The 14,103-nt window shown below is 65.8% G+C and carries 14 protein-coding genes; 5 read left to right on the top strand and 9 right to left on the bottom strand.

The genetic code is table 11. The features are described 5' to 3' along the window. Positions 1 to 132 precede the first annotated feature (132 nt). Entirely contained in the window at positions 133 to 477 is a 345-nt protein-coding gene (locus WKH79_RS08180) for an arsenate reductase family protein (protein ID WP_050600891.1), read from the top strand. On the opposite strand, the gene WKH79_RS08175 is transcribed toward WKH79_RS08180, so the two are convergent. Beyond that, entirely contained in the window at positions 474 to 1,832 is a 1,359-nt protein-coding gene (locus WKH79_RS08175) for an MFS transporter (RefSeq protein ID WP_341858560.1), read from the bottom strand. The genes WKH79_RS08180 and WKH79_RS08175 overlap by 4 nt on opposite strands. A gap of 136 nt (positions 1,833 to 1,968) precedes the next feature. Between WKH79_RS08175 and WKH79_RS08170 the strand changes: the two genes are divergently transcribed. Next, positions 1,969 to 2,562 (top strand): methyltransferase, encoded by a 594-nt coding sequence (locus tag WKH79_RS08170; RefSeq protein WP_341860105.1) that lies wholly within the window; start codon positions 1,969 to 1,971, stop codon positions 2,560 to 2,562. On the opposite strand, the gene WKH79_RS08165 is transcribed toward WKH79_RS08170, so the two are convergent. After that, positions 2,559 to 3,383 (bottom strand): glycerophosphoryl diester phosphodiesterase membrane domain-containing protein, encoded by an 825-nt coding sequence (locus WKH79_RS08165; RefSeq protein ID WP_050600889.1) that lies wholly within the window; start codon positions 3,381 to 3,383, stop codon positions 2,559 to 2,561. The genes WKH79_RS08170 and WKH79_RS08165 overlap by 4 nt on opposite strands. Before the next feature lie 59 nt (positions 3,384 to 3,442). On the opposite strand from WKH79_RS08165, the gene lipB reads away from it, so the two are divergent. Both lipB and WKH79_RS08155 read left to right on the top strand, forming a co-directional pair. Beyond that, positions 3,443 to 4,114, top strand: coding sequence for a lipoyl(octanoyl) transferase LipB (gene lipB / locus WKH79_RS08160; protein ID WP_341858559.1), 672 nt, complete (start codon positions 3,443 to 3,445; stop codon positions 4,112 to 4,114). Then, positions 4,111 to 4,437: a hypothetical protein gene (locus WKH79_RS08155; RefSeq protein WP_341858558.1), complete on the top strand. Its 327-nt coding sequence runs from the start codon at positions 4,111 to 4,113 to the stop codon at positions 4,435 to 4,437. The genes lipB and WKH79_RS08155 overlap by 4 nt, the downstream gene beginning before the upstream one ends. Here WKH79_RS08155 and WKH79_RS08150 read toward each other — a convergent pair. Beyond that, positions 4,434 to 5,309, bottom strand: a complete 876-nt coding sequence (locus tag WKH79_RS08150; protein ID WP_050600886.1) for an aldolase/citrate lyase family protein — start codon at positions 5,307 to 5,309, stop codon at positions 4,434 to 4,436. The genes WKH79_RS08155 and WKH79_RS08150 overlap by 4 nt on opposite strands. 29 nt (positions 5,310 to 5,338) lie before the next feature. Then, positions 5,339 to 6,451 (bottom strand): alkene reductase, encoded by a 1,113-nt coding sequence (locus WKH79_RS08145; RefSeq protein ID WP_050600885.1) that lies wholly within the window; start codon positions 6,449 to 6,451, stop codon positions 5,339 to 5,341. A 53-nt stretch (positions 6,452 to 6,504) separates the two neighbouring features. On the opposite strand from WKH79_RS08145, the gene WKH79_RS08140 reads away from it, so the two are divergent. Beyond that, a complete protein-coding gene (locus WKH79_RS08140; protein ID WP_160765929.1) occupies positions 6,505 to 7,410 on the top strand; it encodes a DMT family transporter in 906 nt (301 codons plus the stop codon). Here the strand turns inward: WKH79_RS08140 and WKH79_RS08135 are convergent. From WKH79_RS08135 to WKH79_RS08115, 5 genes are all read right to left on the bottom strand, one after another. Next, positions 7,407 to 8,729, bottom strand: a complete 1,323-nt coding sequence (locus WKH79_RS08135; RefSeq protein ID WP_050600883.1) for a DUF2254 domain-containing protein — start codon at positions 8,727 to 8,729, stop codon at positions 7,407 to 7,409. The two genes, WKH79_RS08140 and WKH79_RS08135, sit on opposite strands and share 4 nt — an antisense overlap. Continuing rightward, positions 8,726 to 10,024, bottom strand: coding sequence for a DUF2254 family protein (locus WKH79_RS08130; protein WP_341858557.1), 1,299 nt, complete (start codon positions 10,022 to 10,024; stop codon positions 8,726 to 8,728). Before WKH79_RS08130 ends, WKH79_RS08135 begins: the two co-directional genes overlap by 4 nt. Before the next feature lie 76 nt (positions 10,025 to 10,100). Continuing rightward, positions 10,101 to 12,221 carry a prolyl oligopeptidase family serine peptidase gene (locus WKH79_RS08125; protein ID WP_341858556.1) on the bottom strand — a complete coding sequence of 707 codons (2,121 nt, stop codon included), beginning with the start codon at positions 12,219 to 12,221 and terminating at the stop codon, positions 10,101 to 10,103. A 22-nt stretch (positions 12,222 to 12,243) separates the two neighbouring features. Further along, positions 12,244 to 13,230, bottom strand: coding sequence for a quinolinate synthase NadA (nadA, locus tag WKH79_RS08120; RefSeq protein ID WP_341858555.1), 987 nt, complete (start codon positions 13,228 to 13,230; stop codon positions 12,244 to 12,246). Between the two features lie 65 nt (positions 13,231 to 13,295). Next, on the bottom strand, positions 13,296 to 14,072 hold the full coding sequence (locus WKH79_RS08115) for a hypothetical protein (protein WP_341858554.1): 777 nt from the start codon (positions 14,070 to 14,072) through the stop codon (positions 13,296 to 13,298). Between the last annotated feature and the right edge of the window lie 31 nt (positions 14,073 to 14,103).

The following is a 14,103-nucleotide window of genomic DNA, read 5'->3' as shown; positions in this document are numbered from 1 at the left end:
GTTGGTATGCGGCGAGCTGATATTGCGAATCACTCTCATTCGCAAGACGGAAAATGAGGCGGGATCGGTTTTGTGCCCTTTTCTCCCCCGCGCAGCTCGATTAGCCAGCTGCGCGAAAAGGAGATCCATTCGATGAAAGCGACAATCTGGCACAACCCGAAATGCGGCACCTCGCGCAAGACGCTGGCCATCCTGGAGAATCTGTCCCGGCTAGAGGTGGAAGTGATCGAGTATCTCAAGCACCCGCCCACTGCGGACAAGCTGCGGCAGCTCTATCGCGATGCCGGCATCACTCCCAACGAAGGCCTGCGCACACGCGGGACCGATGCGCAGGAACGCGGGCTGGTCGATGCACCTGCCGAGGATGTTCTGGCGGCGATGGCAGCCGAACCGAGCCTGATCGAACGCCCGCTGGTCGAAACCGAGAAGGGTGCGCGGCTGTGCCGGCCGCAGGACCGGGTGCTGGAAATCCTCTAGCGGCGTTCGCTGGTGAGCGCGGCGTCCGGCTGCAGGGCCAGCCAGCCATAGGCGAAAACGATGGCGCACAGGCTGACGATCAAACCGAAGCCCAGCCAATCCGAATGGTTGTACAGCCACACGCCGAGCGCGGGGGCATAGATGAAGCTCGCCCCCGCAACGGAAGCGGTCACCCCGCCAGCCTGCCCCTGTTCGGCGCGGCTGACGGCCAACGAAGTGCCCGAGGTGTTCCCCGGACGGAACAGCCCGAAGCCGAGCGAGGCGATCGAATAGCCCAGCGCGATGGTGTGGATCGTCTGTCCGAGGCCGAGCACCACAGTCCCCACCGCAGCGATGGCAATGCCCCATAACGATGCGGCGCGCGGGCCGAGGTCAAGACGCGGGATCAGGCCCCATTGCGCCAGCAGCGTGGCAATGGCACCGGCCATCAGCACCAGCCCCACGGGGCCCGCCCCCGCAGCGGGGTCGCCGCGCAGGCCCAGGCGGTCGAGCACGAGAAAGCCCGCGATCCCGAGTACCATTGCCTGGGCATGGCCGCCGAGAAGGCCCGATACGACCCACGGCCGCAGCCGCGGTTCGAACCAGCGCAGCTTGCCCGGCTCGGCCCCGACCGCATCGTCTTCGTCGCTCTCGTCCTTGCCGACCTCGTTGGGCGGACTGCCCGAATGGGGCGATTCGTAGGCGGTGCCGCGCGCCGGGAATTGCGGCTCGTCATTGGGCAGCCGCCACCGCACGGCGACCAGTGTGATCGCGCCGATCAGCGCAAACACCAGGAACGGCCCGGCCAGCCCGACCACGGGCAGGACCATCAATGGGGCAAGGGCAGGGCCGATGACCGTGCCCAGCCCGAAACTCGACGCAATCAGCGACAGCGCCTGCGTGCGTTCGGCGCGCGGCGTCCGGCTGGCGACATAGGCCTGCACTGCCGGCGGGGCGGCGCTGCCGAAACCGCCATAGAGGCTGCGCGCCGCAGCAAACAGCAGGAGGCACCAGAGCGCGGGGAAGATGCCCGCCAGGCCCAGCCACAGGATCAATCCGCACAGGACGAAGCTGGCGATGAAACCGAGCATCCCGAGCGCCATCATCGCCTTGCGTCCGCGCTGGTCCGATTTCCGCGCCCAGAACGGTGCGCACACCACCCACAGCAGCGCCGACCAGCTGTAGGCCAGGCTGATCCAAACGTCGTCCACGCCCAGCGATGTGCCGATCGAAGGCATCACCGACTGCATCGCCGTATTGCCAGCAGCGGTGGTCAGCATCACGGCGAACAGCAACGCCATACGTCCCCGCGGGATGGCGCGCGCGCGTTCGGCAGGCGGCTCCGTCAGGGGGCGGGCGGGATCGATATCGGCCATCGGTACAGCGGTAGGCGCGCGCCCGCATCCTTGCAATGGACTAGCGGGACTGGCAAACCGGCGGCTTCATCGAACTGTCATAGGGTTGGCAATTTTGACCGGACATCAGGGCGCTGGCGTGATCGCGCGGCCGAACATGCGCAAACGGCTCGCGCGGGCTTTCGGCCAGTGGGGCGTGTTCTTTCGCGGGTTCATCGAAGAACCGCGGATGGTCGGGTCGATCATTCCCTCTTCGCGCTTCACCATCCGCAAGATGCTGGCGCCGGTCGACTGGGACCGCTGCGAGGTGTTTGTCGAATACGGCCCGGGAGTGGGCACCTTCTGCCAACCCGTGCTCGACCGCTTGCGGCGCGATGGCACGCTGATCGTGATCGACACCAACCCGCTGTACATCGACTATCTGCGCAAGCACTTCCGCGACAGCCGTTTCCACGCGGTGCACGGCTCGGCGGCCGACGTGGTCGAAATCGTCAGGGCGCACGGCCATGACGGCGCCGACTATGTCCTTTCCGGCCTGCCGTTCTCGACCCTGCCCGATGGCGTCGGACCTGCAATCGCCAAGGCCACCCATGACGTGATCCGCCCGGGCGGGGCGTTCCTCGTCTATCAGTTCTCGGCCAAGGCACGCGATTTCATGGCCAAGCATTTCCGCCGGATCGATCGCGGGTTCGAATTCTGGAATGTCCTGCCGTGCCAGCTGTTCTGGGGCTGGAAAGACCGCGCCGACTAGCCGTCGGCTGACGGCGTCCGTTCATGGCCCAGCCGGGCCAGCTGCGTGTGCACCGCGGCCAGCACGCAGACTGCCACCACCACCATCACGGCATTTACCAGCCCCGAAAGCACGCCTTCGCCGAGCAGCGCGGCCTGTTCCCCGGCCAGCGCGAAGGGCAGGCCCAGCACCAGCGTGATGACCACAGACAGAACCATGAAGGCGACCAGCAGCAGCAGGTAGAACAGGAACAGGCGGAAGCTTTGCCCGCGGGTAAGCGTCCAGGACCGCCTGAGCGCCCGGACCGGATTGCGTTCCCCCTCGATCGCGATGACCGGCGCGACCAGCGACAGCTTGACCACGATATAGCAAGTGACGACGAAGGCGACGATACCGCCAAGCACCGCGAGCGCCTGCAACCCGGTCAATGCGCCGATCGCGGTCAGCAGGACGGCGACGAAGACGATCAGCGCCACCTGCAGCAGTTGCGCGGCAATATAGCTGAGCACTGACCGCCCGCCTGCGGCCAGCGCCTCGCCCACCGTGGGATTGGCGCGCTGCCGGACCAGCGCGAGCATGGCCAGCAGGCCGATCCCCTGGATGATCGCGAGGATCAGGAACAGCCACCAATAGCTGGCGTACAGATCGCTTGCGGCTGCTGCCATCAGGTCGAAATTGCCGCTGGCCTGCGCGGCCTGCAGATCGCCCATCTCGGGCAGGGCCATGGCGACACCGGCATAGGGCAGGAAGAAGAAGACCCCGGCGACGACCGCCAGCAGCCCCAGGTTGCGCGACAGCAATCGCGAGGCGTCCTTCCAGGCGGTATCGAGGTTGAATTTCATGCAGCGCTACTCCCGTTTGCCCCTTGATAAGCGTTCCGCCAGTCGCCACGCAATCGCCTATGTCCACTGCTTCACCCGAAACCGTCGAATGGCGCGCCGAGCCGGGCCGGATCGACTACCGCGCCGCGCTCGACAGCATGACTGCGCGCAATCATGCGGTCGCCGAAGGCGTAGCGGGCGAACTGGTCTGGCTGCTCGAACATCCCCCGGTCTATACGGCCGGGACCAGTGCCGATGGCGCCGAACTGCTCGATCCGCGGTTCGATGTCGTCGAGGCGGGGCGCGGGGGACGGTACACCTATCACGGTCCGGGCCAGCGTATCGGATATGTCATGCTCGACCTGAAACAACGCGGCCGCGACGTGCGCTGTTTCGTCCATTCGCTCGAAGGCTGGGTGATCGCCACGCTGGCGGACATCGGCGTCGACAGCTGGCGCAGCGAAGGCCGGATCGGCATCTGGACGCGCGATATCGATGGGCGCGAGGCGAAGATCGGAGCCATCGGCGTGCGCGTGCGGCGCTGGGTGACGATGCACGGCTTCTCGGTAAACCTGGCCCCCGATCTTGCCCATTTCGGCGGCATCGTGCCCTGCGGCATCGAGGATTTCGGCGTAACCAGTCTCGAGCGTTTGGGAATCGCGCTTGCGCCTGCGGCATTCGATGAGGCATTGCACCGGCGCTTCGGTGATTTCCTCGAAGCGCTCGAAGGGAAGGGCTCCGCGCTGCCATGAGATTTCGTTCGATGGTCCTGCTCGTCGCTGGCCCGCTCGCCCTGTCGGCCTGTCAGGACGAGGCCCCGCTCGAGGAAAACGCCGACGAGGCCGACCGCGCCGCCAAGGGCGAGGTGCTCGGCGGGACGATCAGCGACGACATGATCCCGCTCGACCGGCTGCGTTCGCAATCGCCTCCGGTGGCCGATGCGCCTGCCGCTTCGCAGGCCGCGGGCGCGGCGGATCAAGCTCCGAGCGCGCCTGCCGTGGCCGAACGGAATGACAATGCGGACGATGTGCCGGCGCAGCCCGACGATGCAGGGCAGGATAGCCCCGAGGGCTAGTCTTCGCCGAGCAACCGCCTCGCGCGTTGCAACTCGGACCGTTCGACCCGGCGGTCTCCCACCACCAGGAACGGCGCATCGGGATCGGCGCGGAAGGCGGCAACGATCCTGAAGGCTTCGGATAGCTCGCTTTCCAGCGGAGCGAAGGCGGAATTGATCCAGGGAACCTGCGCGGGATGGACCGCGACCATGCCGGTGAAGCCGTCGGCCCGCGCTGTTTCCGCCACCCGGCGGCCGGTATCGGCGTCCTGCGCGTCGCGGAAGGGATGTTCGATCGCATCGATGCCGCGGGCATGCGCGATCAGGACCACCTGCGCCCGGACATGGGCCAGCGGGTCGCTCCAGCGTCCGCCGGGGCCGCGCAGGCGCCGCGCGCCGATCGCCCGGGCGAGGCCGATCGCATCCCATGTCAGCCCGGACACGCGCGGGTGCAGATCGTCCGCCAGACGGCCGATCGCCAGCGCATCGACCGGACGCGATCCGAGCTGGGGGATTATCCGCGTGATGTTGGCGGCCAGCCCCAGCCGGTCTTCCATTTCGTAGAGCACCGAGGCCAGCTGGCGGATGTCCTCGGCACCGCGGCAATTGGCGAGCACGATGCCATGCGGGGACCCTTCCATCGCGGCGCCGAGCGCCTCGCGCCAATCCGCCGTATCGAGCCCCGGAATGCGCGCCCACCGTTCAAACCGGCGTTCGGCGACCACCTGTTCGCGATGCGCGCGCAGCCATGCGCTCGCCGCCATCCGGGCCGCAGCCTGCAAGCCGGGCGCCAGCGGACGGGCGAGGTCGATGACGATGGCACCCGCACCCGATCCGGCGGCCGCAGCGATAGCCTTGTCATTCTCTGCCGGGATCAGGATCCACGATCGCATTGAACCTCCAGACTATCGCCAAGGGCAAATCAGCCCACTGCAGCTTGATCCTCATCGGTTAGTTTAGGGTAATCGATGTATCCGTGTGGACCCTTACCATACCAGCTGCGCGGGACATCCACATTGGGGGCGATGTCCGCCCCCAGCTTGAAGCGCTCGGGCAGGTCGGGATTGGCAATGAAATCGCGGCCCCAGCTGATCGCATCGGCGCGGCCCGCATCGATGTCGGCCACCGCCTCTGCGGCCGAATAGTCGCTGTTGAGAACGAGGGTGCCCGAGTAGATCTTGCGGATCAGCGGGCTCTGCTTGGGCACGTCGGTGCTGCCGAAAGTGCCGTCGGGTCCGGGCTCGCGCAGTTCGAGAAAGGCCACGCCGAGTTCCTCGACGACCTTGGCGGCCGCGCCGAAGGTGGTTGCCGGATCGCTATCGTCGCAGCCCTGCGTTTCGCCATTGGGCGACAGCCGGACGCCGACCCGGTCCTTGCCCCACACATCGATCAGCGCGGTCAGCACTTCGCGCAGGATCCGGGTGCGGTTTTCGGCGCTGCCGCCATATTCGTCTTCGCGCAGATTGGTGCTGTCGCGCAGGAACTGGTCGATCAGATAGCCATTGGCGGCGTGAAGCTGGACCCCGTCGAAGCCGGCCTTCTTCGCATTCTCGGCCGCCTTGCGGTAATCCTCGACGATGCGCGCGATGTCCTCGACGGTGGCCGCTCTTGCCTGTTCATAGTCCTTGCGGCCTTCGAATGTGTGCGCGTGGCCCGGCGCGGTCGTCGCGCTGGCGGAAACCGGCGGATTGCCGCCGAGGAAATCGGGATGCACCAGCCGGCCCATGTGCCACATCTGCAGCACGATCAGCCCGCCTTCATCGTGGACCGCCTGGGTCACCTGCTTCCAGCCCTCGACCTGTTCATCGCTCCAGATACCGGGGGCGGCGGGCCAGCCCAGTCCTTCGACGCTGATCCCCGTGGCTTCGGAGATGATCAGCCCGGCACTTGCCCGCTGCCGGTAATATGTCGCCATCATCTCGTTGGGCACCGATCCCGGCTGGGTCGAACGCCCCCGCGTGAGCGGTGCCATGAAAATCCGGTTCGGGGTTTCGAGGGCACCCATGGTGAGCGGCTGGAATAGGCTTTCGTGCATGCAGGGCAATCCTTCTTGCTGACGCGTTTGGATCAAAGAGCTAGGGGCGGCCAATGACCAGCGCAACCGCTCCCCGCGACAAGAATGGCTATCAGGCGAGCGCATGGCACTTCGCGGCGCTGATCGCCGGCAATGTCGCGCTGGCGCTGGGGCCCTGGCTCGTGCGGCTGGCCGACACCGGGCCGGTGTCGGCCGGATTCTGGCGCCTGCTGCTGCCGATCCCGCTGCTCGCCCTGCTGGCGTGGCGGGGGCGTTCACCGCTGGCGCTCGATCGCGGCCTGGCGCTGCTCTGCCTGCTGGCAGGCGCGTTCTTCGCAGTCGATCTTGCCAGCTGGCATGTCGGGATCGAGCAGACCCGGCTCGCCAACGCGACGCTGTTCGGCAATTCGGGCAGCGTGATCCTGATGATCTGGGGCCTGATCGCGGCGCGGCGGGCGCCGACGGGCCAGGAAGGCATCGGTGTGTTTGCCGCATTGGCTGGGGCCGGCATACTGTTGGGCCGCAGCCTCGAGATCTCGCCGACCAGCTTCGCGGGCGATTTGTTCTGCCTGCTTGCGGGCGTGTTCTACGCTTTCTACCTGCTCCCGGCCCAGCGCGCGCGGGCGCAGCTGGGGCAGTGGACGGTCCTGCTCTTGGTCAGCCTCGCCGCGGCACCGATACTGCTCGGAATTGCGCTCGTGGCAGGTGAGCCGGTGTGGCCGGGCACGGCGGGTTGGGGCCCCGTGCTGATCCTAGCGCTGAGCAGCCAGATCGTCGGGCAGGGCCTGCTGGTCTTCGCGCTGGGTCATTTTCCGCCGCTGATCATCGGCATGGCCTTGCTGACCCAGCCCGCGCTGGCTGCCCTCGTCGGCTGGCTCGTTTTCGGCGAAACGCTGGTGCCGCTCGATGTGGTCGGCATGGTGCTTGTCGGTACGGCGCTGGTGCTGGCGAGGGTGAAGCGCAAGCCGCGCATGCGCTAGCGCTCGATATCCTGGAGGAAGCGCTGATAGCGTGCCTCCACCATGTCGAGCTCGGGGCCGACCAGATGCTCGCGCGCCTGCAGCATCAGCAGGTTGCCTTCGCGGGCGAGGGTTTCGCGCCGCGTTTCGTCATCGAGCGTGGACGCCGCATCGACCATCGCCTCGAACGCGACCTGGGCGGCGATCCGGTTGTTGGCCAGCCCGCCGCGCATCGCGCCGAAACCGCGGCTGACGAAATGTTCGAAATCGTCCTCGAGCAGGACCACGCGCGGCTCTTCGCCATTGCTGGCATAGCTGCGCGTGAGGTCCCGCCGTCCCAGTTCGGCCGTCGCCGCGCCGAGCCAGTGGACCGCGGTAACGGCAGTGAAGGGATCGTTGATCCCGGGCGAGAGCGCGCGCAAGCCGATTTCCACCAATTCGTCGATCAGGAACTGCATGTCCTGGCTCGGCGTACGCATGCTGCCCAGCGTGAAGCATTCGCGGACATCCGCGTCGGGGCAATCCTCGACCACATCCATGTCCGCCCAATAGGCGATCACGACCTTGGGGTGGACGAAGTCCCCCGTGCGGACGGCCAGCTTGAGCTTGCCGTTCTCGCGTTGCGCGATCCGTTCGAGCCGCGAGAAGGAAATCGCTTGTACGTATCCCGTTTCGCGCGCGGTTATCGGGCTGCCGTCGGGCGCCGTCCCGGCGCGCTGGCCGGTGTTGGGATCGGGAAACCGCGCCTCGATATCGGTCAGCAGGCGCGCGCCGATGTCCTTCAGGACCGTGTTGATGCGGATCGAGGCAGGAATGTGGTTGAGGAAATAGACGAGTACCGCGACCGAAAGCGCCATCAGGCCGAAGGCGACCAGCAGCGACAGCTGCGGGACGAAGCCCGGCAGCGCGGTTGCGGCGGCGTCTTCCAGATTGGTCGCCACCTCGTCTTCCGCCCGCACGCTGCGCAGCACGGTGATGGCGTAGACAAATGTGCCGATGAAGGTCGCCAGGCTGAACTGGTTGCCGCGGTCTTCCATGAAATTGGTCAGCAGGCGCGGGCCGTAATTGCCGCTGGCATAGGCGACTGCGGCGATGGTGATCGAGAACACGGTCGATGCGACCCCGATCATTGACCCGGCGATGACCGTCAGGATGTTGCTGGCCCCGTCGGGGCGCGCCGGTTCGAGCCAATCCACGTCGTTGAGGAAATCGGCCCATCCGCTGCGGTCGAGCCAGATCGTACCAAGCGCCAGTGCCACGCAGACGATCGAAAAGAGCGCCGGCAGGAACCAGTAGCTGGCATTGATGTCGTGCCAGAATTTGCGCAGCCGTGCGATCATGCTTCGCCGGCTACCGCAAGCAGGCACTTGTCGAAAGCACGATCGATGTCCGCCCGGTCGGAATCGTGTTCGGCATTGGCGCGGGCATGGGCATGCATTTCCGCTGCGCATGTCTGGAAGAACTGCAGCAGCGCGCCCGGGCAGTCCTGTCCGGCCAGCAGCGTTCTCAACCGCGCGAGATTTTCGATGATCCGTATCGAGACCGAAGGATAATCGGCGGCGGCCTGGCGAAACGCCTTGAGGGGGCCTTCGAACAGCCCGCGGAAATCCTGCCCCGGCAGTTCGAACCGGGAATCGTGTTCGTACACTGCGACCAGCCCATCATCGACCCAGGTTTGCGCATGGCCCGCCATCGCGGCGGCGAGCTGGTCCGCGCAGGCCAGCGCGGTGTAGAAATCGTTGATTCCGGGCGAGAGGGCGCGGCTGGCCACTTCGACCAGCAGCCGGACCTGATAGACCGTCGACTGAACGCTGGAACGAAAATCGCCGATTGCCACGGTGCGCAGGACGGGTTTGGTCTTGCGGGGTTCGTATTCGAACTGGACCAGCGGTTCGCCCTTCAGGACATGCTGGCCCGGGGCCGCGCAGAAGCGGACCTGCCCTTCGTGCGTGGCCAGGCGCTTGCGCAACCGCTCGAGGTCCATTCCCTCGACATAGCCTTCGCGCGGGGCGGGCAGGGCGAAACGCCATTCGCCCGCGAAAGGTTCTGCCGCCACGACCGGGATGGCAATGCTCGACGCTTCGGTACCAAGATGCGCGATCGAGCGGTCGACGAACATCGTACGCCCCAGATCGTGGATTGCCACGCCCAGCATGGCGATGTTGACCAGTTCGAGCGCGAACAGCACCGCCAGCGCGAAATGCGGCAATTCGGCAAGGCTTGCTTCGGGATCGATCCGCGACAGCACCACGATCGAGAAGACGAGGCAGAAGGTCAGCCCGGCAACCGAGACGCGGGTAAGCACCTTGTCGAGCCAGCGATCGACCAGCCGTACGCCCAGATTGGCCGTGGCCAGCGTCAACACGATCAGTGTGACCGACCAGTAGAGCGTAAGCAGCGCCGCGTTCACCCCGACAATAGCAATGGCGAGGTCCTGCGCCGCATCGCCGGCGACGAGCAGGGTGACTCCGCGCTCGAACAGCCAACCCCCGGCAAAGGCGCGGTCCGCCCACAGGACCGCCGCACCCAGCAGCGGGGCTGCGAACACGGCGATCAGCGGCAGCGACCAGTAATTGGCCACCAGCCGGTGGATCACATATTGCGAGATGCCGCGAAGCGGGCCCTTGGCGGCCAAATGCCGTTCCTTCTCATAGCCGACGCCCCTATACTAAAGGACAGGGACAGTAACGCGCCAGCCCGGAATGCGTGCCTTACTGCGCGCCCGTCCCGATCTCGCGATTGAGATAGGCGAGCAGCAATGCGGCGCGCTTCGCGTCTTCTTCATGGTCCGATCCGACCGAATGGCCGCCCTCGCGGTACTCGTGATAATAGAAGGTCTGGCCCCAGGCTTCGTGCTTGGCCGCCGCCTTGCGCGCATGGCCGGGGTGCACGCGGTCGTCGAGCGTCGAAAGATAGTAGAACGCAGCGGGGACGTCCGGCGTATCGCGCATGTTCTGGTAGGGCGACCATTCGCGCATGAAGGCCCAGTCCGATGGTACGTCGGGATTGCCGTATTCGGCCATCCACGATGCGCCCGCGAGCAGCTTGTTGTAGCGCTTCATGTCGATCAGCGGGCTGCCGCTGATGATCGCGCCGTAGAGATCGGGGCGCTGGTTCGCGACCGCGCCGACCAGCACGCCGCCGTTCGAGCGGCCCGAAGCGGCGATGCGGCCCGGACTGGCCAACCGGTTGGCGACGAGATCGTCGGCCACCGCATGGAAATCGTCGAAGCTGTTCTGGCGCTTCTCGCGCAGCGCGTCTTCGTGCCAGCGCGGCCCGTATTCGCCGCCGCCGCGGATATTGGCGAGGACATAAGCATTCCCGCTTTCGACCCAGAACAGACCCAGCGGACCGCTGCGATAGGGTTCGGCGGTAAGGTATTTGGGCGTCTGCGCCGCGCGGAAGCCGCCATAGGCGTGGATCAGCGTGGGCAGCGGCCCTTCGGCGCCTGCGGGACGGACGAGGTAGTAGGGCACCTTGGTACCGTCTTTCGACGTGGCGAACTTCTGCTCGACGCTGAACTTGCTCGCATCGAACTGTGCCGGCTCGCTGGCGATCGCGACGGGCTCGCCCTTGCTCGGCACGGCATAGAGCGTGGGCGGGGTCAGCATGCTCTCGACCGTGACGAAGGCGGTGTCGCCCTTGCCGCTGGTCTCGGCGATCTGGATCGTGCTGTTGGCAGGCATGTCCATGGTACGCTGGGCCCAGCCCTCGGCGCCCGGCGTCAGCTCAATCAGTTTGCCGGACACATCGTCCAGCACCTTGACCCACAGCTTGGTTTCCGAGGCCGCGACATCTTCGACCGCCTGCGTTTCGCTCGGTCTGAAAATCACGGTCGGCGCAACGCTGCGGCCGGCTGCGATATCCGCAAGCGACCAGGCGACCAACGCGCCCATCGGCGCGCTCCACCCGGCGCTCGATACCTGCGGCGAGTTCATCTTGGCAATCACATGGCCGTCGAGCACGGCCTCGAAGCCCGCGTCCCGAGGCAGCGGCAGGGCGATCAGCGATCCGTCTTCGGCGACGAGGCTGTATTCGCCCGTCCAGAAATCGGGGCCCCGGCGGACGAACCGCCACCGCGTTTCACCATCGAGCACCGAGAAGCCGCTCATGCTGATATCGGTCTGTTCGCCCTCGGCAATCAGCCGGGCTTGCGCAAAATCGGTTCCGCGCTCCCATAGCTTCACAAGGCGCGGATAGCCCGAATCGGTCAACGTTCCGGCGCCTTCGTCGGTGCCGACGAACAGCTTGTTCTCGTCATACCAGGCGACATTGGACTTGGCTTCGGGAAGCGTGAACCCGCCTTCGACAAAAGCGCCGGTCGCGATGTCGAACTCGCGGACCACGTCGGCATCGGTGCCGCCCGGGCTGAGCGAGACAAGGCAGCGGGTGTATTCGGGCGCAAGGCAATTGGCGCCGTGCCAGACCCAGCTCTGGCCCTCGTCCTCACCCAACTGGTCGACATCGATGAGTGTGCGCCATTCGGGTGAGCCCGCCAGATAGCTGTCGAGCGTCGCGGTGCGCCACAGCCCGCGCGGATTGTCCGCATCGCGCCACAGGTTCGTGACCTGATCGCCCATGATCGCATCGGGCATGGCGATCTGCCGCGTATCGTCGAGGATCTGCCTGGCCCAGGCCTTTGCCAGGGGATATTCCGCCTGCGCGGTCAGCACCGCCTCGGTATCGGCATTCCACTGGTCAACCTTGGCCAGCGCGCGCTCGCCCTGGATTTCCTCGAGCCAGATATACGGATCCTCCGCACCGCTCTCCTGCGCCGCAATCGGAGCGGCGGCGAAAACGAGCGCGGCGGCCAGCGCCAGGCGTGCGACCATCAATTCTCTCCCTGTGGTGTGTTCAGACCTTGCCCAGATCGCCTTGGCCGATCGTGCCGCTGGCCATTTCGAGCATGCGGTCGAGGCTCTGCTTGGCCTTGAGGCGCAACCCTTCCTCGATCTCGATCCGCGGTTCGAGATCACGCAGGCAGGCGTAGAGCTTTTCCATCGTGTTGAGCGCCATGTACGGACAGATGTTGCAGCTGCAGTTGCCGTCCGCACCGGGCGCGCCGATGAAGGTCTTGTTGGGCAGCGCCTTTTCCATCTGGTGCATGATGTGAGGCTCGGTCGCCACGATCAGCGTGTCGCCTTCGAAGGTCTCCGCGAACTGCAATATGCCGCTGGTCGAACCGACATAATCGGCATGATCGACGATGGTCGGCGGGCATTCGGGGTGCGCGGCGACCGGGGCGTCGGGATGCTGCGCCTTGAGCTTCAGAAGCTCGGTCTCGCTGAACGCCTCGTGCACGATGCACACGCCCGGCCACAGCAGCATCTCGCGGTTGAACTTGCGGCTCATATAGCCGCCCAGATGCCGGTCGGGGCCGAAGATGATCTTCTGGTCCTCGGGGATCTGGCTGATGATCGTTTCCGCGCTGGAGCTGGTGACGATCACGTCGCTGAGCGCCTTCACCTCGGTCGAGCAATTGATGTAGGTCAGCGCGATATGGTCGGGATGCGCTTCGCGGAACGCCCTGAACTTGTCCGGCGGGCAGCTGTCCTCGAGGCTGCAGCCCGCGTCCATGTCGGGCAGCACCACGATCTTTTCGGGGCTGAGGATCTTGGCCGTATCGGCCATGAACTTCACGCCGCAGAAGACGATGACATCGGCATCGGTTTCGGCGGCCTTCTTGCTCAGTTCCAGACTGTCGCCAACGAAATCGGCAAGGTCCTGGATATCGGCAGTCTGGTAGTAATGCGCGAGAATGATCGCGTTCTTCTCCTTGCGGAGGCGATTGATCTCGGCGAGCAGGTCCTGGCCGGTCGGCAGGTCGGTCTGTGCGGTCATGTGGGGTCCCGTCTGCTACGTTTGGGGCGTTTATAGACCGAACGGCCCGGAAGGCGAGGGCGTTCCTACATTGTGAAGCCGGGTGGCAGAAACGCCTCCATCGGACGCAGTTCGCCCGGCGTGTCCGCGATCACGCTGCGGGTAATCGCCATCCCCGTCTCCGAACGGGCCAGCACCAGCGACAGGACGAACACGACGGCGTAGATGCCGAGGCCCCACAGATAGGCAGGGTGCACGCGTCCCGTCGCGCGCTTGTCGGCGATCATGCCGATTACGGGAAACACCATCGTAGCCAGCGTGGTGATCGTCCATGCATGCGGGATCATCAGCGGCAGGGGCAGGATCCGGCCGAGACCGGGTCCAGTCAGGATCGCCATGGCGCACAGCATCAATCGCCTGTGCCAACCGGTGTAGCGCCGCCGGCGCAGCGCCCAGAAGGCGAGGCCGCCGAAGCACCACAGCAGCATCATGTTGCTCCATAGGAACTCGCTTACGTGGAAAAAGAACGGCCCGCCGGTGCGCCGCGCGACCACCACCATCAGCACGCTGCCGAAGACCAGCATCAGCGGGATCCAGAGATAGGCGATCCGGCCAAAACCGGCATGCAATGCCCATTGCCCGCGCAGCGCGGTGACGTGCTGCATCAGATAGATCCCGATCCAGCCCATGAAGACCGCGGCATGCAGGTGATAGGCGGCAGGGACTGCGAAACTGGACCGGCCCATCGCCAGCTGGAGGGTGAAGCCGCCCACGATCACCAGCGTCATGACCAAAGCCATGACAAAGAAAAACCGCGTCTGTTCGCGCGGCGCTGCGACATGCGGCGGGTGAATGGTCGCCATGATCCCGTATCTCCTCCAAAAACGCGACCTG

Origin of the sequence: Qipengyuania sp. GPGPB31 (assembly GCF_038396345.1) — a bacterium.
GTDB classification, from domain to species: Bacteria; Pseudomonadota; Alphaproteobacteria; order Sphingomonadales; family Sphingomonadaceae; genus Qipengyuania; species Qipengyuania citrea.
The sequence above is the reverse complement of the archived record's forward strand: the minus strand, read 5'-3'. Positions and strand labels throughout refer to the sequence as shown.